Here is a 21,235-nt window from a genome sequence, read left to right on the forward strand (position 1 = left end):
CCAGGAGCTCAAGGGCGAAGCGCAGAAGACCGTCGGCGACGCCAAGGACGGCGCCGAGACCCTCGCCGACAAGATCACCGGCAAGCACTGAGCCCGGGCGGCGGGGCCGGCCAGCCCGGTCCCGCCCCGATCAACCGCGAAACCAGGAGAGCAGCATGAACCGCGACCAGATCCGTGGCGCCTCCCGCCACGTCAAGGGCCGGGCCCAGTCCACCCTCGGCGGCATCACCGGCGATCCGGCCCGCCAGGTGCGCGGCGCCGTGAACCAGGTGGCCGGCGGGGCGCAATACGCCTACGGCCGCGCCCGCGACCGGGCCGAGGATCTCGCCGAGGACGGCCGCGACCTGGCGCATGCCGCCTACGAGCGGGCCGACGGCCTGATCGACGACGGCCGCCACCTCGCCCGCGAAGCCCGCCGCCGCGGGGAAGTCTACGGCCGCCAGGCGGTCCGCTACGCCGACGGCAACCGCACCAGCACGCTGCTCGGCCTCGCAGCCCTGGCCTTCGCGGCCGGCTGGCTCACCCGCCGCGGCCGCTGACGGCGCGCCCGATCCGGACACGTGGGACGCGTCCTTCCGCACCCGTTGGGCGTTCGGAGAGACTCGGCCCCTGACATCGCCCGGCCTCCCCGAGGGGCCGGGCGCCGTCCTGTTGAGGCCCCGGGAGGGCGCGGCCGATGAGGCGGTTCGGAAAGCTTCTCCTGCGCCCGGAGGTCGTCTTCCTGGCGCTCGCCATCGGGCTCGGGCTCGCCGCCGCGGTGGCCTACTGGGCCTCGCGCGCCACGGTGCTGACGGTCGCGGTCGCCCCGAGCGACGGCACCGAGCCGGCGGTGATCCAGGCCTATGCCGACGCCCTTGCGAAGCGGCACAAGGAGATCCGCCTCAAGATCCTGCCCTTCGACGACGTGCGCGACAGCGCCGAGGCGCTCCGCGACGGCCGCGCCGACCTGGCGGTGGTCCGCCCCGACGTCGCGCTGCCGGATAACGGCCTGACCCTCGCCATCCTGCGCGATCAGGCGATGATCATCGCCTCGCCCGAGGCGTCCGGCATCACCAAGTTCCCCGATCTCGACCGCAAGCGCCTCGCGATCCTCGCCCACCGGGATGCCGACGAGACGCTGATCCGGTCGATGCTGGCCCATTACGGCCTGACGCTGGCCGGCCGGGACATCACGGGACCGCCGCCGCCTCGGCAGGTCGCCCTCGTGGAAGTCGGCGAGGCCGACCTCACCAATGCCCTGACCGGCAAGCAGGTCGACGCCGTCGTCTCGGTGATCGCCCCCACGGCCCCGACGGCGCAGCGCATCGTGGAGCGCGTCCAGGCGGCGAGCCGCAGCCGCAAGGTCGCGTTCGTGGACGTGGAGAATGCCGACGCCATCGTGGCCCGGATGCCGCGCCTCCAGATGGTCAGCATGCCGGCCGAGACCTTCGGGGGCAGCCCCAAGGTGCCCGAGGCGGACGTCCACACGGTCGGGGCGTCCTACCGGCTGATGGCGCGCTCCAGCCTGCCCCGCTCCGTGGCGGCGGACGTGACCCAGCATCTGTTCGAGTTGCGCAGCGGCATGGCGAACGTCGCGCCCGCCGCCGACTACGTCCAGGCTCCCGCCTACGAGAGCACGGCCGGGGCCACCAGCGCGCGGCTGCCGATCCATCCGGGCGCGGTCGACTATTTCGAGCGCGAGCAGCAGAGTTTCATCGAGCGCTACGAGACCTGGATCTACCTCGTCGCCTTCCTGGGCGGCGGCATCGGATCGGCCTTCGCGTGGGTCGGGCAGCGCCTGTCCCGCCTGCGGCGCGAGCGGATCGAGGAGGCGACCGACCGGCTCCTGGCGATCCGGCAGGAGGTCCAGGACACGGAGGGGAGCGGCCGTACCGAGCCCGAGCGCCTCGCCGCTCTGGCCCGCGAGATCGACGACCTCGCCGGCGACATCGCCAAGCACGCCCTGGAGCGGCCGACCGAGGCCAGGACCCTGTCGGCGGCCGCCATCGCGATCGACGCGGCCCGCTCCACGGTCAAGCGCGCCCTCGCGGCCGGCCGCCAATCGGACGACGCCTCCGACCTCGCAGGCCAAACCCTCATTTGCCAGACCTTGGCCTCGGGCCCCGGGACGTCCTGATCCCCCGGGGGATTGCGGGCTTCAGGGCGCGGTCCGGCGGGCCCGCGCGGCGGCCCATTCCCGGTCGCGCTCGGCCTGCTCGGCGCGCTGAAGGTCGGCGTAGGCCTCCTGCTCGGCCCGTTCCCGTTTCCGCTTGAGTTCGGCCGAGGCGGCCGCCCGCTTCTTCCATGCTTCCGTCTCGGCCTTCTGGCGCCGCAACTCCTCGACCGTGATCGGCTTGACCGGCTCCTTCGGCTGCGCCCACGCGAAGGGCCGCCGCGGAGAGGGCGGCGGCCGGTGCGGCGCCTCCCGGGGCGCCGAGGGCTGGGACCCGCGCAGGGCCGCGGCCGCCTCGGCCAGCGTCAGGCCGGCGCCGGCCGCGATCCGCTCGGCGGCGGCCCGCGCCGCCTCCCGCTCGCCCGCGGTCGCGCCGCGGCCCGCCAGGGCGAGGCACTTCTCGAAGCGGTCGCGCTCGGCCGGCGTCATGATGGGTCCCGGATCGACAGATTCGTCGGTGTCTTAGAACCTGCCGGCGGCTCTGTCCCGTGCGCTCCCGTCACCGGTTGTTCAGGAGCGCGCGGGCCAGGAGGTGCAGGGTCGCCCCGAGGCCGAGCGCGCAGGTCGAGACCACGAGCACCTGAAGCCCGCTGATGCCGGGACGCGGGCCGAAGCTGTAGGCCAGCAGCGAGCCGCAGGAGCCGGCCGAGACGACGCCGGACGCGATGGTGTTGAGCCACGTCGCCGACAGGCGGCGCCGTTCATCGTTGATGTCGCCCATGGCCGGCTCCCGTACGGGCGAATCCGTGTTTATATTCATAACAAAGGAAATATTACCAGAAATTGCATTCGGCCGCAAGGCGTCGATGCCGTTGCGGCTTGGTCAGCCGTCTCCTCCGGGCCCGACCACCGCGCGCTCAGGCGGCCCCCGTCCGGCAGCGGGCATAGCCCCGGGAGATCAGCCGGCTCTGGAGAACCGCCCGTCGCTCGGCCTCGCCGAGATCGGTCAGGGCGTCCGTGATCGCGGCGACCAGGGCGGTCCAGGCGTCACCCCGCGCGGCACGATGATAGGCCAGCGCGATCGCCTCGGCCTCGCTGAGCCGAATCTCCACGGGCGGTTCGTGCGGGTTCGTGTGCATCGCCAATCCGTCCTGTTGAGAACATATAGCGAACAAAGCGTGGAAACCGCCGCGGTTCAACTCTTTCGCGGGCCCGGGCTGCGATTGCGGTGGAGGGCTGTTGATCGATGCCGGAAAGTCCAGCCGCGGCGCGGCCTTACGGCGTCCGCCCCGGGCGGCTCAGCCGGCCGCGACCGGCAGCAGCAGGGTGACGGTGGTGCCGCGCCCGGGCTCGGACTGGAGCTGAAGGTCGCCCGACCAGCCGAGCACCATGCTGCGGACGATCGCGAGCCCGAGGCCGGTGCCCTGGCCGCTCGCCTTGGTGGTGAAATACGGGTCCAGCGCGCGTGCCGCGACGTCGGCCGACATCCCGTGGCCGTCGTCTGTCACCCGGAGCCGCATCCGCGCTCCGGCGCCGGCCCAGTCGCCGCCGACCCGGTCGACCTCGATCCGCATGTCCTTCGCCCCGGCCTGCACGGCGTTCTGGAGCAGGTTCAGCAGGATCTGGGTCAGCTCGCCCTGGAGGGCCAGGACCTTGGTGTCTTGATCCCGGATCACCACCGCGAACGGCTCGCGCAGCATCGGCCGGATGAAGGTGCAGGACGTCGCCACGGCGGCCCCGAAGGCGAGGCTCTGGGGTGCGATCGTCTCCCGCCGGACATAGCCCAGGATGCCCTGGATGACGCCGACCGCCTGGATCGCGCAGGCCTCGACGGTCTCGAGGTCGGCGCGCTCGGGCGGCCGCCCCTCGGTCAGGTCGGCCAGCATGATCTCGGTCATCCCGCGCACGGGCTGGAGCAGGTTGTTGAGTTCGTGCGCCACCGAGCCGACGAACTGGCCGAGCGTCTCCAGCCGCTGCCGGTCCCGCTCGGTCCGGTCGCGCTCCTGCTGCCGATGCTGCTCGAGCAGGTCGATCTTGGTCCGGTAGGCCACCGCCGCCGAGACCATCAGGGCGCTCAGGCAGGCCGACATGCGCCGGATGATCTCCGGCCGGTTGATCGGCACGCCCCGGTCGGACAGCGCCAGCGCCGCGCCCTCATGCAGGCCGGCGATCTCGTCGAGGGAGATGTCGTCGGTGATCGCCAGGCGGCCGAGTTCCTCGATGTCGAGGAGTGGGGCCTCGTCGGCCGTGGCGACGTAGCGGGCCACGCCCTCGGTGTAGCGCGGCAGCAGGCTTTCCATGTGGCCTCACCCGCGGAAGGCGACGCACAGGACGGCGCAATCGTCGCTCGCGCGTCCGTGGCTGGCCATCAGGTCGGCGGCGAGCCGCTCGGGATCGCCGCGCAGGGACGGCGGATCGGCCTCCAGGTCCACCGGCCGGAGGCCGTCGGTCCACAGGACCAGGATGTCGGCGGGGACGAACGGCACGACGAGGGGCTTGAGCGGGCGCAGGCCAGCCCCGACGATCCCCGGCATGCCGTCGAACCGGAGCGTCCGCTCGGCGAACAGCGCGCCCTGGATGTTGCCGACCGCCGCCGTCGTGATGGTCCCGGCGGCGGGGTCGATCCGCACCAAGGCCGCCGCGGCGCCGCGGGTGTGGCGCATGGCCCGGTCGGCGGTGGCGAGCCGCTGCGTCGGCTCGACGCCCACCTGTCCCTCGACCAGGGCGAGCAGGCTCCGGGCGGCATGGTGGGCGTCCGGCCCGTGGCCGAGGCCGTCGACGATGCAGGCCAGCGTGGCGTCCCCCTCCTGCCACCAGGCGACCATGTCGCCGCACGCGGTCTCGCCGGGATAGGTCCGGGTCACCGCGGCGATCACGGGGGTCGGGAGCTGCGGACGCGCGCTCATGGCCGCCGCACCAGGCAGACGATCCGGGTCCCTTCCCCGACCTGCGACGTGATCGCGAAGGCGTCGACCAGGCGGCGCGTCCCCGGCAGGCCGCAGCCCAGGCCGCCGCGGGTCGAGTAGCCGTCCTCCATGGCCAGCGCCAGGTCGCGGATCCCCGGGCCGTCATCCTCGGCGACCAGCTCGATCACGGCCGCCCCGGTCGCATCCTGCGCGGTGAGGCGGATCAGGCCGCCGCGGTCCGTGTGGAGGACCAGGTTCATGGCGAGTTCGGAGACCGCCGTCGCCAGGCCGTGCGCCCGCACGGTGGTGAAGCCGTGCCGCAGCGCGAGCCGGCGGGCCTCCTGCCGGGCTTCGGCGGCGTCGATCTCGCTGGTCACCCTGACGGTCACCACGTCCGGCTCCGGACTCATCGGCGCCTCGTCATCCAGGTCCGGACCAGGGTGTGGCCCGGCCGGGTCTCGATCGTCATGTCGTCCATCAGCTTGTGCACGGCGGCGAGGCCGAGCCCGAGGCCGCCCCCGGTGGAATATCCGCGCGTCATCGCGCCGGTGACGTCGGCGATCCCGGGGCCCTGGTCCTCGACCTCGATCACGATGCTCCGCTCCTGGGCGGTGAGGCCGGTCAGGACGCGGCACGCGCCGCCGCCGGCATAGATCAGGGCGTTGCGGGTGAGTTCGGAGACGACCGTGGCCAGGCGGGTCTGGTCGACGGTGCCGAACCCGATCGCCGCCGCTGCGGCGCGGCTCGCCTGGCGGGCCCGCAGGATGTCGTCCTGGACCCGGATGTCGACGACCGCGCGCGTCGCGGTGCCGGACACCTCCGGCTCCTGTCAGTCGCGATCAGGCGGCCGGGACTTCGTAATGGCGACCTCCGCGGGACGCCATCAACCGACCGACCTTGGCCACGCCGCCCTCGAGATCGAAGGCGGTCTCCATGTCGATCATGCCCCGGCCCATCTCCACCAGGGTCAGGGCCACGGCGGGCTGCATCCCGGCCAGGACCGCGACCCCGCCCATGATCTTCACCATCTTGGCCGTCTCCGACAGGATCCGGGCCATGTAGGAATCCACGACGTCCGCGGCCGTGATGTCGATGACGAGACCGTCGGCCTTCCCGGCCTGGATCAGCGCGAGGGCGTCGATCTGGAGGTCCATCACCTGCTGGTCCGTCAGGTCGGCCGGCAGGGAGGTCAGGAGGACGCGGCCGAGCCGGAGGATGGGGACGCGCATCAGAGCATCGTCCCGGCCGGGCCCCTGGCGTTCTCGCCGAGGAGCCAGAAGGCTTCGGCCAGGCCGGCCCGCAGGGTCCCCCGGGTGATCATGCTCGACAGGTCCACGTCGAGCTTCACGAGGGTCTGCGCCGCGTCCGGACTGATGCCGGTGACGATCACCCGGGAGCCGAGCAGGCGCGCGGCCTCGACGGTCTTGGTCAGGTGCAGGGCGACGCGGCTGTCGATCAGCGGCACGCCGGTCACGTCGAGGATCGCGATATGCGCCTCCTCGCGGGCGAGCGCCTCCAGCAGCCACTCCATCACCTGCCGGGCCCGCTGCGTGTCGATGATGCCGACGAGCGGCATCAGGATGATGTGGCGCCAGATCGGCAGGGCCGGGGTCGCCAGGTCGAGGAGGGCCCGGCCCTGGCGCTTGATGATCTCCTCGCGGGTCTCGACGAAGGTCGCGAAGGTGATGAGCGCCAGCTTGTCCACCGCCGCGTCCAGGGCGGCGCGCGCCTGGTCCGGCTCGGTGATCCCGTTGCCGGCCTCGCGGTTGAGCAGCCCCCCCGCGATCGCCTTCAGCGCCAGGATCAGCGTGGCGGTCTCCATCGGCGTCAGGCCGTCCCGGGCGCAGGCCGCGCTGATCGTGGCGGCCTGTTCCTCGAGGGTTCTGAAGGCCGCTCCGGCGCCCTCGCCGTCGCTGGCGAGGAAGTAGGCCGTGAGCTTCTCGACCAGCGTGCCCAGTTCGAGCTTGAGCAGCTGCAGCGAGGCCGGCCGGGCCGCCGGGGCGGCGTCGCGCAGGTGCGCGAGCCAGGCGTCCAGCACGCCCGCCCGGTTCTGGAGAAGGATTTGTCCGACGCCGTGCATGAGTTCGGTCATTCCTTGGCGGCCGATGGGGCGAGGGCGGAGACGGCGGCCAGGAGCTCCTGCATGCCGACCGGCTTCATGAGCACGCGGTCGGCGCCGACGCGCGCGGCCTCCTCCATCGAGAAGAGCTGCGGCGCCCGCGGGGCGCCGCCGGTGATCGCGATGATCGGCAGGCCGGGCCTGTTCGCCTTGACCCAGCCGATCAGCGTCAGGCCGTCCCGGCCGGGCATCCACAGGTCGGTGACGAGGAGGTCGAACGGCCGGCCGCTCAGCAGCGTCTCCGCCTCGGCGGCGGAGCCGCATTCCTCGACCCGGTGCTGACCGCGCTCGAGAAACCGCCGGACCGTCATCCTGACGACCGGCACGTCATCCGTCAGGAGGATCGATGCCATCGATCAATCCTCCCGACGTGTCTGCTGGAGTTGCGCATCGGAAGACCTGATTAAAGGACGCATGCGCGTTAGTAATATTCGTATGTCACCAATTCCTAAAACAATTCGATATCGTTCGTGACATGCGCGTTGCTTTTCGGAGGTGAAGGACCTTCCGAGAGCGCGATATCTGCGAAAGACTTAACGTCGGGCCAAGATTTCGTCAAGGGATTCGATAGATCCAGCGCGTGGAGATGCGTGCGCGCCGCCGCGAAAATACCTTCGAGATGCTGAAGACGCTGCCGCGTGACGTCCTGAAACTGGATCGAGCCGATCAGCCGGACGATCGGCTGCGCGATGCGGGCGCTCTCGTCCTGGACCTTCACCAGCGTGTCGCGCTGATGGGCGACCAGGCGCTCCATGTTCTCGGTCAGGCTGGCGATCGCCGCGGCGATCTTCATCAATTCCCCGCGCTCATCTTCGACCCGGTTCGTCACCAGGGTGGAGAAGTTCTCCCGGATGGATTCGCGTAAGGCGGCGAGGTCCCGGGCGATCCGGGTCGCGGTGTCGGCCGAGGCGTTGGAGAGTTCCTTGACCTCCTTGGCGACCACGGCGAAGCCCGCGCCGGCCTTCTCGGCCCGGGCCGCCTCGATCGTGGCGTTCAGGGCGAGCAGGTTGGTCTGGCGGGCGATGGTCTGCACGCCGTCGGTGGCCCGGGTCAGCTGCGCGGTGGCGACGTCGAGCTCGTCGAGCCGCTGCCGGCACTCCACCACGTCCTGGTCGCGCCGGACCAGGAAGTCGCCGATCAGCTGGCGGTTCGCGGTGAGCTGCTGGTCGGTCTGGTCGACGATCTCGATCACCCGGGCGTTGGAGCCGGACAGGTCGAGGAAGGACAGCAGCTCGGTCATCGCGCCGTCGACCTCGCGCAGGCTGGTCATGATGTCGTAGGCGGCGGCCTCGGTCTCGACGGTGACCGAGGCGGTGTCGGTGGCGGCGCGTTCGAACAGCCGGTCGTAGACCGCGAGATGCTCGGCCAGGGCGGCCTGGATCTCCGCGGGTTCCGCCCCGGCCGGCCCGGCGGGCCCATCCCGCCGACCCTCCGGGGATGGCACCGCCTCCGCCGGCATGGTCTCCGGGGATCCGGGCGCCTCCGGGCCGGCCGGCGGGCGTGCCGCCGCTGCGGCGGCCCGACCGGCGGCCCAGCTGGTTCCCCAGGTCGCCGCGAAGCCGACCGCCGCGATGGCGGCGACGCCCGGCACGGGGCCGAACGCGGCCGTGCCGACGGCGGCGAGCGCCACGGCGGCCAGCACGGCGCAGAGCGGGCCGAGCCATCGGATCGCGTGCGGCGGCATCGCCCAGGCCATGGTCAGGCTCCGGGAACGAGTTGGCGGATCACCTTGAGCAGGGCTTCGGGATCCACCGGCTTGACGATCCAGCCCGTGGCGCCCGCCGACTTGGCCTCGTTGCGCTTGTCCTGCTGGGACTCGGTGGTCAGCATCAGGATCGGGATGAACTGCAGGCCCGGGAGCTTGCGGACCCGGCGGATGAGGTCGATGCCGTTCATCGCCCCCATGTTCAGGTCGGTGATCAGCAGGTTCGGCTTGGTGCCCGCCTGCAGGGTCGCCAGGGCCTGCTCGCCGCTGGCGGCCTTCACGACGCCGAGGCCGGCCTTGCTCAGGATGCCCTCGATGCTCATCAGCATCGTGGGTGAGTCGTCAACAATCATGATCGTCGTGGCCAACATGGTCTCCTAGGGTGCTGCGTGGGATGCGGGCGCCGCGCCGGGCCGCCAGAAGGCGGCCAGCTCGTCGGCCAGCAGGCCGTAATCGGCCGCGCCGCGGCTGGACGGGGCGTAGGCCTGGATCGGTTTGCGGACGGCGAACGCCTCCGCCAGTCGGATGTCGGTCCGGATCCCGGTGAGCACGCGCTCGATCCCGAATTCCCGGGCGATCTCCTGCATCGTCTCGCGGTGGTGGGTGGTGTGCACGTTCAGCATCACCGGCAGCAGGCCGACCACCGTCAGGTCGCTGTTCACCGTGGTGGCGATGCGGAAGAACAGCCGCGCCAGCTGCCGCACCCCCTCGGCCGACAGGGCGTGCGGGATCATCGGGACGAGCACGCCGTCGGCCGCCGCCAGGGCGTTGACCAGGATCATGTCCAGCGAGGGCGGCGTGTCGACGATCACGAGGTCGAAGCGCGCCGCGATCTCCGGCGCGCGCAGGCAGCGCTGCAGGGCCGAGACGCTGCGGTCCACGGCCGTGGTGCCGTCGAACAGCTGGTCGGCGGGGGCGACCGACACGCCCGCGAAGGCGGTGGGCCGGATGGCATCCTGCAGGTCGAAAGCCGGATCCGTGAAGATGTGGTGGGCGGTCGGCGCGTCGCGCTCCGGCACGATGCCGAAGCCCAGCCCGGCATGGCCCTGCGTATCGAGGTCGATCAGCAGCGTGCGCCGGCCGCGGGCGCCGCATTCCGCGGCCAGGTTGACCGAGGTCGTCGACTTGCCGCTGCCGCCCTTCCGGTTCGAGATGGCCAGGATCGTGGTCAAGCGGCCGCCCCGTGCGCCGGCGGGGCGGCCTCCGCGGCTCCTTGCAGGAACGGCATCACGAGCGCGGCCAGCGCCGGGTCGGCGGGCGGCGTGAGGGCGGCCGGCCGCGCGGCGGCCAGGACCTGCAAGATCGCGGCGTGGAGCCCGAGGCACTTGGTCAGCACGACCTTGTGGGGGCCCGGCTTGCGCAGGGCCTCCAGCAGCGGCAGCGCCTCCTCGACGGTGCAGTGCCCTTCGAGGTGGACGGTCTTGCGGGCGATCCGGATGGCCATCACAGCAGCTCCCTGAGATCGAGGACCAGGAGGACCCGGCCGTCCCCCAGCAGCGTGGTGCCGGCATAGCCGCCGATGCCGGCCAGGACGCCCTCCAGGGGCTTCAGGATCACGTCCATTCCCTCCCGGAAGTTGTCGATGATCAGCCCGACCCGCCGGCCGTTGACGTGGCAGACCAGGACGGCGGCGTCGGCCTCGTCCTGGGTCTGCTGCTGCTGTTGCTCGGGCAGGTGCAGCAGGCGCGACAGGCGCAGCAGCGGGATGATCGTCTCGCGCAGCACGAAGGTCTCGGCCTTCTTGATCCTGCGGATGTGTGCGCGCGGCACCCGCACGGTCTCGACGATCATGTCCATCGGCACGCCGTAGAGGCTGCCGGCGGCCTCCACGATCATGATCCGGGTGACCGCCATGCTGAGCGGCAGGGCCAGACGCGTCGTCGTCCCCTCGCCGAGGCGGGAGCTCACCGAGACCTGGCCGCCGAGCTTCTCCACGGTGGTCAGCACCACGTCCATGCCGACCCCGCGGCCGGACAGGTCCGAGATCTCCGCCGCCGTCGAGAAGCCCGGGCGGTAGATCAGGTTGATCGCCTCCTGGTCGGACAGGCGGTCCGCCTCCTCCTGGCCGATCACGCCCTTGGCGATGGCGGCGGCGCGGATCCGGGCCGGGTCGATGCCGCGGCCGTTGTCCTGGACCTCGATGACGACGCTGTCGGCCTCCTGGCGGGCCTTGAGCAGGATCCGGGCCGTCGCCGACTTGCCCGCCGCCCGGCGCTCGTCCGGCGATTCGATGCCGTGATCGAGGGAGTTGCGGACGATGTGCAGCAGGGGGTCGCCCAGCGCCTCGATGATGGTCTTGTCGGCCGCCGTGTCCTCGCCTTCGAGGGCGAGGTCGATCCGCTTGCCGAGCTTGCGCGCGAGGTCGCGCACCAGCCGGGGGAACCGGTCGAAGATCTCGGCCACCGGCAGCATGCGGACCTGCATGATCGCGCCCTGCATCTCCTGGGCGAGCCGGTCGATGACCGCGTATTGCTCCTTGATCTCGCGGGACATCTCCCGCGAGGCGTAGGTCTCCTCCGCCCGCTTGGCGAGGAACGGCAGGGCGTTCTTCGAGACGACGAGTTCGCCGATCAGGTTCATCAGCAGGTCGATCTTGGCCTGGTCGACCTTCAGGGATTTTGGGGCGATGCGGCCCTCGGGCTCCTTGCCGGCGGCAGCTGCGACCGGCGCGGCCTCCTCGGCGAAGGTCTGCGGCAGCGTCCCGGCAGGGTCCGGCGCGGCCTCGGTGCGCTGGAGCGGGGCGCCGGCCAGCACGGCCGTGAGGGCGTCCAGCACGGGCGCCACCGAGCGGGCCTCCCGGGCCGCCTCCAGGGCCGCCTGGATCGCGGCGCGGTCGGCGTCGCGGCCGAGGCTGAGGAGCACGTTCCCCACCACGGTGCCGACCGAGGCGAGGCGATCCGCGTCGTAGCCGGTGCGCTCCAGGGCCCGGTGCTGGCTCATCAGGACCGAGCGGGCGAGGTCTCGCCGGGGATCTGCGGCTTGCGCGGCCGGCGTCGGCTCGGGCGCCGGCGCGGCCGGCGAGGGAACGGCCGGAGCCGGATCGAGCCGGCCCGAGCCGGCGGCCGCCACCAGCGCCGCCACGAGATCCGCATCGGGCTCTCCCGCCGACAGGGCGACGTCGAGCCAGTCCAGCGCCTGCCGGCGCCACAGCGTCGGCCCGGCGACGCTGCGCAGCGCCCCCACGGCCTTGCGCAGGTCGTCGTGGCGCCCGGCGGCGAGGAACGCCGACGCCGCCTCGCGGAAATCGTCCCAGATCGGACCGTCGCTGGCCGCGCCGTCGATCCGCACCAGGTCCCGGGGCCGCACGGCCGCGATGGTGACCTGGTCCAGCTCGTAGCGCATCGCCTGCTCGATCTCGGGCCGGGGGGCCGTACTCAGCAGGGCGAAGTGCAGGTTGCACTGGTAGGGGTCGAGATCCTCCAGCGGACCCCAGGGCTCGGCCGCCGCGATGTCGAGGGCGAGCGCGTCGGGCACCTGCTGGATCGTCAGCAGGGGATCGGTGCCGTTGAAGAAGCAGCCCGGCTCCGGCGCGTAGCGGACCAGATGCACGGCCCGGCCGCCGCAGGCGCGGCGGAACGCCTCCAGGCAGGCGGCGGCCGGCAGGCGGGCGAGAAAAGCCGGCGGCACCGTCGCGACCTGCGCCGCGGGCGCCGGATCGGCCTCCTGCCACGCGTCCGCGACCGGCGCCCCCGCGTCGTCCTGTGATCCCAGGCGCTGGCGCAGCTGCGCGGCCATCCGGTGCGCGACCCCGTCGGCATCCGCCGGCAAGGCCGCGCGCCGCTCGAGCTCGTCGATCCACTGGCCGACCTGGTCCAGGCTGTCGAGCAGCATGTCCACCAGCGCGGAGTCGATCTGCAGCGCGTCGGACCGAACCTCCCCGAGGAGGTCCTCGGCGGCGTGGACCAGCCGGGTCAGGGCCATCGCGTCGAACAGGCCGGACGAGCCCTTGATCGTGTGGACCGCCCGGAACACCTCGTTGATCGCGGTCTCGTCCGTCGGGTTCCGCTCCAGCTTCAGCAGGCCGCTGGCCGAGACCTGCAGCAGCTCGCGCGCCTCCGGGATGAACCGGGCCAGCAGGGGGTTGGTCATGCCTGCGCGCCCGTCAGCAGGCGCGCGGTCTCGACCAGCAGCACGGGATCGGCCGGCTTGACGATGTAGAAGTTGGCGCCGACCGCGTAGGCCCGGTTCGCATCCGAGTCCGCGGCCTCGGTGCTGATCGTGACCACCGGGATCGCCTGGAGCGCGGGCTCGCGCCGGATCCGGGACATCAGCTCGTAGCCGTCCATCTTGGGCATGTTGATGTCGACGATCATCAGGTCGTAGCCGCCGAGCAGGGCCTTCTCCAGGCCCTCGACCCCGTTGGCGGCCTCCTCGACCACGAACCCGGCCCGGCCGAGCACGTCCTGGTAGAACATCCGCATGGTGATGCCGTCTTCGACGACAAGAATTCGTTTCCCGGACATGCCCGTCTCAATCCTGTTCGATCGGTCTTTGGTAGACGATCGTGTCGCCGAACTTGCGCGGCAGGAACATCGACGACATGCGGCTCATGCTCTCCGAATGACCCAGGCAGATGAACCCGCCCGGGATCAGGCATTCGTAGAGCGCCTCGACCGCGGCGCGTCGGGACGTGTCATCGAAGTAGATCAGCAGGTTCCGACAGAAGATCACGTCCATCGCGCGGTAGCGGTGCATGTGGATCGGGTCGGACAGGTTGGCGATCGAGAACTCGATGGAGCTGCGCAGCTCCTCGTGGATCTCGAACTGGTCGTCGCCGAGCCGGCGGAAATACTTCTTGCGCAGCTCCGGCGACAGCCGCTGCAGGGAGCGGTTGCCGTAGATCCCCTTGCGGGCATCGGCCAGCACACGGGAATCGATGTCCGACCCGGTGATCTCGATGGCGAAGTCGTCCGCCCGCGACCAGTTTTCGAGGATCTGGATCGCGATCGAGTAGGGCTCCTCCCCGGTCGAGCAGGGCATCGACCAGATCCGCAGCGTCGCGCCGGGCCGGCGCGTCCGGGTGATCTCGGGCAGGATGCCCCGAACCAGGGCATCGAACTGGTAGTCCTCGCGGAAGAAGTAGGTCTCGTTGACCGTCATCAGGTTGACGAGATGCTGCAGCTCCTCCCCCGACGCCTGGAAGCGCAGCAGGGTGAAGTAGGCCTTGAAGCTGTCGCTCCCGGTCTTGGCGATCCGCTCCAGGAGACGCTTCTCGACGAAATACTCCTTCTTGCCGCTGAACGAGATGCCCGTGCGGCGATAGAAATACTCGTAGAACTTCTCGTACTCGTCCTCGCTGATCTGGATCGCCGAGGCGGTCTGCCCGAGGGAACGGGAGGGCTGCTGCATCATGCGCCTCCGATCCGGCGGATCGCCGCGGCGGCCGCGAAGCGGATGAACGGCACCTCCGGGAAGCGCGCGGCCAGGGCCTGGAGCGGCGCGACGGCGCGCTCGTTGCCGATCTCCGCGAGGCCGTCCACCGCCGCCGCGCAGACGTTGATGTGGGGATCGTGCGCCACGACCTCGGCCAGCCAGTCCGGCGCCTTCGGGTGCGGCAGCAGGCTCAGCATGTTGACCGTCAGGATGCGGACGTCGCTGTCGGGATCGGCCAGCAGGTCGGCGACATGCGGCTCGACCTCGTCCGGCATCTCCTGAAGCGCCTCGATCGCGGCGTTGCGCAGCCCGCTATCCTCGCTGCGGAGCAGGGGCAGCAGGCCCTCGACCACCGCGGGGGACTTGAGGCGGATCAGCGTCGTCAGGATCACGGCGCGGACGCTGGCGGCGGGCTCGCGGCCGAGATGCGCGCACAGGAGCGGCCCGGCCTCCGGGAAGGCGCCGAGTTCGCGGGCGGCCCGGCGCCGCTCGCCGCCTTCGGGCGAGGCGAGGGCGGCCGTGAGCGCGGCGAGATCCGCGTGCGGCGGCGCCCCGGCGTCGGCCGTCGGGGGCAGGGTCGGTTTCTTAAGGGCCACGGCGGCGTTCCCCGGCTCGAGCGCCGGCTTCCGGGGCACGGAGCCACCCGACGAGCTGCTCTGCGATCGCGTCGCACGGCAGGACCAGGCTGGCCCCGCCGCGCTTGATGAGTTCGTGCGGCATGCCGAAGACGATGCTGGTGTCCTCGTCCTGCGCGATGGTCATGCCGCCGCCGGCCCGCACCCGGGCCATCGCCTCGGCGCCGTCGTCGCCCATCCCGGTAAGCTGCACGGCGATCAGCCGGTTGGCCGGGAGATGCGCCAGGGCGCTCTCGACCATGCGGGTGACGCTGGGATGCCAGATATGCTCGTTGCTCTGCGGCAGCGGCGTCGCGGAGTAGCCCGTGCCCCGGCGGGTGACGACGAGGTCGGCATCCCCCTTGGCGATGTAGACCGTGCCGGGCTCGATCGGCATCTGCCGGGCGACCTCCACCACCGAGACGGCGCAGAGGTCGTTCAGCCGGCGGGCGAAGACGCCGGTGAAGCTGCTCGGCATGTGCTGCGCGACCAGGACCGGCCAGGGGAAGTCCTTCGGCAGGCGGGGCAGGATCTCCTCCAGCACGCCGGGCCCCCCCGTGGACACGCCCACCAGCACCAGCCCGGGCGGCCCCCCGCGCGCGAAGAAGACCCGGGGCGGCGGCTCCGGCGTGGCGCGTTGGCGCTGGGCGGCCAGGCGCCCGCGCAGGCCGGTGCTGCGGCGGACCCGGGTGGTCGCGGCGCTGCGGATCTTCATCAGGAGTTCGCGGTGGATCCGGTCGATCGACAGGGAGATCGTGCCGCCGGGCTTCTGCACGAAGTCCACCGCCCCGAGGCTCAGCGCCTGCAGGGTCGTCTCGGCACCTTGCTCGGTCAGCGACGAGACCATCACCACCGGCCGCGGATCCTCGCTCATGATCCGCGACAGGCAGGTGATCCCGTCCATCTCGGGCATGTTGACGTCGAGGGTGATCACGTGCGGATCGAAGGTCCGCAGCGCCTCCAGGACCTCGACGCCGTTGCGGGCCGTCTGGACCGTGAAGCCGCCCGCCGACTCGAGGAGCTGCGTGAGGTGCCTGCGCATCAACGCGGAATCATCGGCCACGAGGGCTCGGATCATGCGGGGTCTCGCCAGGGTGACGGAATGAGGGGGCGTCGGGCCGGGCCGGGGCCCGGACCCGCGCTCAATGGGTGCTGAGCCGGACGGCGGCGGCTTCCTGGGTGTCCAGGAGCTGCATCGTGTCGAGCAGCAGCACCATGCGCTTCTGGCTCTCCAGGTTGGCGACCCGGCGGATCAGGCGCGTCTGCGCGTCCGACAGGTTGGGCGCCTCGCCGATCGCCTTGGCCGAGATCCGCATCACCTCCGAGACCGAATCGACGATGAAGCCGGTCTGGACGCCGCGGACGGTGAAGACCATGATCCGCTGGCGGTCGTTGCGCTCCGCCTCGGCGAGGTTGAAGCGGCGGCGCTGGTCCACCACCGGCAGCACGATGCCGCGCAGGTTGATCACCCCCTCCACGAAGGACGGCGCCTTCGGGATCCGGGTCAGCTCGTCCGGCACCCGGACGATCTCCTGCACGGCCTCGATCGGCACGCCGTATTCCTCGCCCATCAGGCGGAACACCACGAACTGCTCCTCGTCGGCGGCGTCCTGGCGCTCGTCCCCGTCCTGTCGTCCGTCGGCGCTCATGCCCTCGTTCTCCGTGGCGGCGAGCTTGCGCAGCTCGGTGGTGTCGAACATCTTCTCGACCGACAGGACGGAGACCAGCCGCCGTCCCTCCTGCAGCCGGCAGATCGCCTGGATCTCGTCCATGCCGCCGTCCTGGGACAGCAGGGCCGGCATCGCCTCGACGAGGTTGCGGCTGACCCGCAGCACCTCCTGGACGCTGTCCATCACGACGCCGACCGACAGGGTGCCGCCCTCGCCCAGCGACACCACCACGACCTTGTTGGTCTCGCTGAATTCCTTGGCCTGCAGGCCGAACATCTCGCGTAACGACACGAGCGGCAGCAGGCGGTTGCGCAGGGTGATCACCCCGAGCACGTGGGCGGGCGCGTTCGGGACGTGGGTGAGGCGCTCGGGCAGCTGCACGATCTCCTGCACCCGCTCGATCGGGAAGGCGTATTCCTGCCCCGCCACCTCGAAGCTCACGAGCTGGTCCTCGTCGGCCTCGACCTCGGCCCGGGCGGACGAAGCCGCGTCGGCGGCCTGCACCTGGCCGGCGGCCCGGCGGACCTTTGTGGCGATCTGGCTGAACTCGCGGCTCACCAGCTGGGCCGCGTCCAGGATCATCACCATGGACCGGCCGTCCTCGCCCTTGATCATCCCGGTCAGGAGGCTGGTGTCGACGCTGCCCTCGATCGCCGAGGTCGGCTCGATCCGGTCGGGATCGACGGTCACGACGTTGGCCATCCGGTCGACCACGAGGCCGATCGGATTGCCCTGGTCGAGCACCACCACCCGGGTGGCGTCGTCGTTCAGCACCGGCGGGAAGGCGAACACGTCCCGGAGGTTGAGGACCGGCAGGACCGTGCCGCGCAGGTTGGCCAGCCCCAGCAGCGAGGGGGGGCTGAATGGCACCCGCACCACCTCGGGGATCCGGATGATCTCCTGCACGTCGGCCAGCGCGACGGCGAACATCTCCGTCTCGACGTGGAAGATCACGAACTGACGGGCCTCGCTGCGGCCCTCCGCCAGTTCGGGCCGCGCGGCGGCGTCGGCCAGATCGGGCGTGAACCCAGAATCCAGCGCCTGCACCGCCTGAGCTGCTGCGTTTGCCATGGTCGGTCTCTCGCTCCCCGGGCGGTTCGGCTCAGGCGGCCTGAAGCTCGTCGGCGAGCGAGGCGATCTCCTCGATCGCGGCGGCGAGCTGCTCGGCGCCCTTGCCCTGCTCGCTGGCGGCGATCCCGGCCTCCGCGGAGGTCCGCGCCGCCTGCTGGGCCGCGGCGGCGACCTGCTCGATCGCGGTCTGGACCTCACGGACCATGCGGGTGATGCCGTCGGCGCCGGTCAGGATCTCCCGGTTGCCGCCCAGCACCTCGGCCATGTCCTTGATCACGGTGTCGAAGTTGCGGGAGATGGCGCCGCTCTTCTCGACCTCGCTGGCGGCTCCGTCGGCGATCTCCTGGATATCGCCGCGCACGAACACGATCGTGTCCTGGATGGCCTTGACCGTGTCCTTGATCCGCTCGGCGTTCTCGGCGGAATCCCGGGCGAGGTTGCGGATGTCCGTCGAGACGACGGCGAACCCCTTGCCGAACTCGCCGGCGCGGGCCGCCTCGACCGAGCCGTTGACCGCCAGCATGTTGGTCTGGATCGAGACCGTGGTGATCGCGTCCACGATCTTGTCGATGCGCCGGCTGACCTGCTCCAGGGCGGCGACCTGATCGCGGCTGACGCGGCCCGCCTCGACGGATTGCTGCAGGCCCTCCATCATCGCGTCGACCAGGGTCTTGTTCTCGGCCAGCGACTCCGAGATCACCTGCGCCTTCTCCACGGCGGCGGCCGCCAGGGTCTGGGTCACCTGGGCGCGCCGCTCGATCTGCGCGATCGCCGCCGAGGATTGCTGGGTCGCGGCCGATTGCTGCTGCGCCCCCTTGGTGATCTCGTCGAGGGCGATCGTGACCTGTCCGGCGGCGCGGTTGATCTCCTCGACGGCGCTGGACAGCTCTTCCGCCGCGGAGGCGACCTCCTCGGCGCTCTTGCCGATGTTGGTGCTGTTCTTCAGCTCCTCGGCCAGGCCGGACAGCTCCTGGGCGGCGTCCTCGCTCTGCGACAGGGCCGTGGTCTGCTGCTCGACCATCTTGCTGGCCTCCTGACAGGCCGCGCTCTGCTCCTCGGCCGCGGCCGCGATGATCTCCGCGCCCTTCTGCGCCTCCGTGGCCGCGGTGGCCGATTCCTCGGCGGCGCTGGCCAGCTCGTTGCAGCTCTCGATGATCTCGGCCATGTCGGTGCGGACCCGCGCGAGCTGGCCGCTGACCGCCCGGCCGGTCTCGACCTGGGAGCGGGCCGAGGTCGCCGACTGGCTGATCCCGTCGGCCGCGACCTTCACGTCGGCCTGGATCTGCGCCACGAGCGCCTGGATGTCGCGGGCGGATTTTTCGCTGGTCTCGGCCAGGGTGCGCACCTCGTCGGCGACCACCGCGAAGCCCTTGCCGTGCTGGCCGGCCCGGGCCGCCTCGATGGCGGCGTTCAGCGCCAGCAGGTTGGTCTGGTCGGCGATCCGGGCGACCGCCTTCACGATCTCGCCGATGGCGCTGGCCTGCCGGTCGAGCTCCTCGACCAGCTTCACCGAGGCCTCCTGGCGCTCGGAGGCCTTGACGATGGCCGCGACCGACGCGCCGATCTGCGCGGCGGTCTCGACCACGAGACCGGACAGGGCCTCGGTCTTGCGCAGCGAGTTGGTGGCGTTCTCCTTGGCGGCCTGGATCAGGACCCCGCCCTGGTTCACCGCCTTCATGGTCTCCTGGGCGGCGCCCGCGGCCTCCTCGGCGCCGACGCCGATCTGCTCGGAGGCCTTGCGCAGCTCCTCGGCCGCGGCCGCCGCCTCGGCGATCCCGCTGGACAGCTCGGCGGTGGCCGAGGCGATCCGCTCGGCGGCCTTCTGCTGGCGCGCGAAGGTCCGGGCCTTGCGCTTCTCCGCCTCGGCGACGAGGTGCGATCGACCCGGGGAGGCCGACACGCTCTCCCGGGGGGCGGTCGCGGCCGGGATGGAGTGGATGGCGGATTTCTTCGCGAGAGCCATGTGTCGACGCCTTGGTATCGGGGTCAAAGGGTTTCCCGGTCCTCGGGAGGAGCCGGTGTGTTGGTATTCAGATCGGCATGTGACGGGTGTGCTGGTTTTCGGGTCGAACCGAGATGTTGTTTGCTGGTATAAACTACAATTTGATTTAGTGCCTGATCATGTGAATAGAATGTGACATACATAAACTAATGAGATCATAATTCTTATCCAAAATGCGTCGAGCCACAAGGTTTTTTCTGAATGAAATCTGCTCAGCGAATTACTTAAATTTTCCTCGACGCACTGGTCTTGATCAGAATCGGTTCATTTAGCCAACGGGTCCCTGGGCCGCTCCGGATCACTCGCGGAGACTGCGATGGCCTGGACGCGATCAAGAACTTTAAGTAGACGGCCCGTCGGCCGCTGGCGCCCGAGCCGACCGCCCGGACCTCACGGGATGGGGCGCCCGGGGTCATGCCGGCACCGCAGCGAAGCAATGCTCAGCTTGAGCTAGCGGAGAAGGTCGCGGCTGCGTTACAAGATCCGGGAATGGAATACTGTTCGGCGGGCATCGCCGCGCACTAAATATAGATCTTTATAGGGCCTGATCTGATCGTTAGATGCTAATTTTGAGTCATTTTAGATGAAGCATGATCCTGTTTCGGCGTTCGATAATGATAATCTTGCAGAGGAAATTCCGCTCTCGTCTTACCAGATGCTGAAGCTGGTCGAGGAGCGCGGCGGGGTCGGCTTCTGGTCGATCGAGATCGCGACCCGCCGGCTTTGGGGCTCCCAGGGATTCCACCGGGTGACCGGGCTTCCGCCCGCGGACGACCTGCGCAGCCTGTGCCGCCGGCTGATCCATCCCGACGACCAGGCCGCCCAGGCTGACCTTTGGGACCTGATCCAGCTCGGCCATGCGGTCGAACGGGAATTCCGGATCATCCGGCCCGACCAGACGGTCCGGTGGGTCGCCCTGAAGACGGACGTGGTGCTCGGGCCCGATGCGCGGCCCGCGCGCACGGACGGCGTCCTGCTCGACACGACGGCGACGCACGAGGCCCGGCAGATCGCGGCCTGGATGCAGGGTCGCCAGACCGGCGTCCTGCGCGCGATCACCGCCGCGACCTGGTCGGCCCATCCCGCCGGGGAGATCGAGATGGCGGCCGGCTGGGACCGCCTGACCGGGCAGACGGCCACCGAGATGGCCGGGCTCGGCTGGCTCGACGCGCTGCACCCCGACGACCGCCGGGCCGCCCAGGCCGCCTGGGAGGCCGCCCGGACCACCGGCGCGCCCTACCGCGCGGAGTACCGCATCCGCGGTGCGGACGGGGCGTACCGCCGGTTCAGCAGCCGGGGCGCGGCGCAGGCCGAGCCCGACGGGGCGGTGCGCGAATGGTTCGGCCTCGTGCTCGCCGTGCCGGACGACGCGCGGGACGCGGTGCCGGATGCCGCGATCGGGCCGCTGATCCGGGGGGCCCGGGCGGTCATCGGCTGGTCGATCCAGGACCTCGCCGCGGCCTCGGGGGTCTCGGGCTCCAGCGTCCGGCGGATGGAGGAGTTCGGCGAGGGCCCGCGTCCCAAGATCCGCCAGGCCGTCCGCCAGGCCTTCGAGAGCGCCGGGATCCGGTTCTCCACGATCGGCGCCGACCGGGTCGCCATCGAGGTCGATCTCGCGCGCTTCCCGCCAGCTTAGAGCGCTCGCCGCCGCAGTGGATGCCGGCTCTCGCGGCATCCGGCCGC

Annotated in this window: 24 protein-coding genes and 1 pseudogene; 4 read left to right on the top strand and 21 right to left on the bottom strand. The window is 71.1% G+C overall.

Annotated features, from left to right (window positions below; all coding sequences use genetic code 11):
- The 3 genes and pseudogenes from MFF40_RS20490 to MFF40_RS20500 form a co-directional block, all read left to right on the top strand.
- A pseudogene (locus tag MFF40_RS20490) lies at window positions 1-91 on the top strand (CsbD family protein); the annotation flags it as partial.
- A 64-nt stretch (window positions 92-155) separates the two neighbouring features.
- Entirely contained in the window at window positions 156-539 is a 384-nt protein-coding gene (locus MFF40_RS20495) for a CsbD family protein (protein ID WP_147897575.1), read from the top strand.
- Window positions 540-676: 137 nt separating this feature from the next.
- Entirely contained in the window at window positions 677-2,116 is a 1,440-nt protein-coding gene (locus MFF40_RS20500; RefSeq protein ID WP_147897574.1) for a TAXI family TRAP transporter solute-binding subunit, read from the top strand.
- A gap of 21 nt (window positions 2,117-2,137) precedes the next feature.
- Here the strand turns inward: MFF40_RS20500 and MFF40_RS20505 are convergent, their stop codons facing one another.
- From MFF40_RS20505 to MFF40_RS20605, 21 genes are all read right to left on the bottom strand, one after another.
- A complete protein-coding gene (locus MFF40_RS20505; protein ID WP_238261999.1) occupies window positions 2,138-2,581 on the bottom strand; it encodes a hypothetical protein in 444 nt (147 codons plus the stop codon).
- Between the two features lie 70 nt (window positions 2,582-2,651).
- Window positions 2,652-2,873: a hypothetical protein gene (locus tag MFF40_RS20510; RefSeq protein ID WP_092038138.1), complete on the bottom strand. Its 222-nt coding sequence runs from the start codon at window positions 2,871-2,873 to the stop codon at window positions 2,652-2,654.
- A 136-nt stretch (window positions 2,874-3,009) separates the two neighbouring features.
- Window positions 3,010-3,231: a hypothetical protein gene (locus MFF40_RS20515; protein WP_147856402.1), complete on the bottom strand. Its 222-nt coding sequence runs from the start codon at window positions 3,229-3,231 to the stop codon at window positions 3,010-3,012.
- A 159-nt stretch (window positions 3,232-3,390) separates the two neighbouring features.
- Window positions 3,391-4,392, bottom strand: a complete 1,002-nt coding sequence (locus MFF40_RS20520; RefSeq protein ID WP_147897923.1) for a sensor histidine kinase — start codon at window positions 4,390-4,392, stop codon at window positions 3,391-3,393.
- A 6-nt stretch (window positions 4,393-4,398) separates the two neighbouring features.
- Complete coding sequence (locus MFF40_RS20525; protein ID WP_147856400.1) at window positions 4,399-4,998, bottom strand: SpoIIE family protein phosphatase; 600 nt, start codon at window positions 4,996-4,998, stop codon at window positions 4,399-4,401.
- A complete protein-coding gene (locus MFF40_RS20530) occupies window positions 4,995-5,408 on the bottom strand; it encodes an ATP-binding protein (RefSeq protein WP_147897924.1) in 414 nt (137 codons plus the stop codon). The genes MFF40_RS20525 and MFF40_RS20530 overlap by 4 nt, the downstream gene beginning before the upstream one ends.
- Window positions 5,405-5,815, bottom strand: coding sequence for an ATP-binding protein (locus MFF40_RS20535; RefSeq protein ID WP_238262001.1), 411 nt, complete (start codon window positions 5,813-5,815; stop codon window positions 5,405-5,407). Before MFF40_RS20535 ends, MFF40_RS20530 begins: the two co-directional genes overlap by 4 nt.
- Window positions 5,816-5,837: 22 nt before the next feature.
- Window positions 5,838-6,227 carry an STAS domain-containing protein gene (locus MFF40_RS20540; protein WP_238262004.1) on the bottom strand — a complete coding sequence of 130 codons (390 nt, stop codon included), beginning with the start codon at window positions 6,225-6,227 and terminating at the stop codon, window positions 5,838-5,840.
- The gene (locus MFF40_RS20545) at window positions 6,227-7,090 is read right to left on the bottom strand and encodes an STAS domain-containing protein (RefSeq protein WP_238262006.1); all 864 of its coding nucleotides are present in this window, start codon (window positions 7,088-7,090) and stop codon (window positions 6,227-6,229) included. Before MFF40_RS20545 ends, MFF40_RS20540 begins: the two co-directional genes overlap by 1 nt.
- On the bottom strand, window positions 7,087-7,470 hold the full coding sequence (locus MFF40_RS20550; protein ID WP_147857644.1) for a response regulator: 384 nt from the start codon (window positions 7,468-7,470) through the stop codon (window positions 7,087-7,089). Before MFF40_RS20550 ends, MFF40_RS20545 begins: the two co-directional genes overlap by 4 nt.
- A gap of 95 nt (window positions 7,471-7,565) precedes the next feature.
- On the bottom strand, window positions 7,566-8,813 hold the full coding sequence (locus MFF40_RS20555) for a methyl-accepting chemotaxis protein (protein ID WP_147897926.1): 1,248 nt from the start codon (window positions 8,811-8,813) through the stop codon (window positions 7,566-7,568).
- A gap of 2 nt (window positions 8,814-8,815) precedes the next feature.
- The gene (locus MFF40_RS20560) at window positions 8,816-9,193 is read right to left on the bottom strand and encodes a response regulator (protein WP_210247835.1); all 378 of its coding nucleotides are present in this window, start codon (window positions 9,191-9,193) and stop codon (window positions 8,816-8,818) included.
- A gap of 6 nt (window positions 9,194-9,199) precedes the next feature.
- On the bottom strand, window positions 9,200-9,994 hold the full coding sequence (locus tag MFF40_RS20565) for a ParA family protein (protein ID WP_238262010.1): 795 nt from the start codon (window positions 9,992-9,994) through the stop codon (window positions 9,200-9,202).
- Entirely contained in the window at window positions 9,991-10,266 is a 276-nt protein-coding gene (locus tag MFF40_RS20570) for a hypothetical protein (protein ID WP_238262012.1), read from the bottom strand. Before MFF40_RS20570 ends, MFF40_RS20565 begins: the two co-directional genes overlap by 4 nt.
- Window positions 10,266-12,911: a chemotaxis protein CheA gene (locus MFF40_RS20575; RefSeq protein WP_238262014.1), complete on the bottom strand. Its 2,646-nt coding sequence runs from the start codon at window positions 12,909-12,911 to the stop codon at window positions 10,266-10,268. Before MFF40_RS20575 ends, MFF40_RS20570 begins: the two co-directional genes overlap by 1 nt.
- The gene (locus MFF40_RS20580; RefSeq protein ID WP_238262016.1) at window positions 12,908-13,285 is read right to left on the bottom strand and encodes a response regulator; all 378 of its coding nucleotides are present in this window, start codon (window positions 13,283-13,285) and stop codon (window positions 12,908-12,910) included. Before MFF40_RS20580 ends, MFF40_RS20575 begins: the two co-directional genes overlap by 4 nt.
- Window positions 13,286-13,292: 7 nt before the next feature.
- The gene (locus MFF40_RS20585; protein ID WP_210247825.1) at window positions 13,293-14,171 is read right to left on the bottom strand and encodes a CheR family methyltransferase; all 879 of its coding nucleotides are present in this window, start codon (window positions 14,169-14,171) and stop codon (window positions 13,293-13,295) included.
- On the bottom strand, window positions 14,171-14,791 hold the full coding sequence (locus tag MFF40_RS20590) for a HEAT repeat domain-containing protein (protein ID WP_147897930.1): 621 nt from the start codon (window positions 14,789-14,791) through the stop codon (window positions 14,171-14,173). Before MFF40_RS20590 ends, MFF40_RS20585 begins: the two co-directional genes overlap by 1 nt.
- Window positions 14,781-15,887, bottom strand: coding sequence for a chemotaxis-specific protein-glutamate methyltransferase CheB (gene cheB / locus MFF40_RS20595; protein WP_147897931.1), 1,107 nt, complete (start codon window positions 15,885-15,887; stop codon window positions 14,781-14,783). The genes MFF40_RS20590 and cheB overlap by 11 nt, the downstream gene beginning before the upstream one ends.
- Before the next feature lie 64 nt (window positions 15,888-15,951).
- Window positions 15,952-17,550, bottom strand: a complete 1,599-nt coding sequence (locus tag MFF40_RS20600; RefSeq protein ID WP_238262018.1) for a chemotaxis protein CheW — start codon at window positions 17,548-17,550, stop codon at window positions 15,952-15,954.
- Between the two features lie 31 nt (window positions 17,551-17,581).
- A complete protein-coding gene (locus MFF40_RS20605) occupies window positions 17,582-19,513 on the bottom strand; it encodes a methyl-accepting chemotaxis protein (protein WP_147856079.1) in 1,932 nt (643 codons plus the stop codon).
- Between the two features lie 694 nt (window positions 19,514-20,207).
- Between MFF40_RS20605 and MFF40_RS20610 the strand changes: the two genes are divergently transcribed.
- A complete protein-coding gene (locus MFF40_RS20610; RefSeq protein ID WP_187278116.1) occupies window positions 20,208-21,188 on the top strand; it encodes a PAS domain-containing protein in 981 nt (326 codons plus the stop codon).
- Window positions 21,189-21,235: the final 47 nt, after the last annotated feature.

It is taken from the genome of Methylobacterium mesophilicum, from assembly GCF_022179445.1.
In the GTDB taxonomy this organism is placed as follows: Bacteria; Pseudomonadota; Alphaproteobacteria; order Rhizobiales; family Beijerinckiaceae; genus Methylobacterium; species Methylobacterium mesophilicum.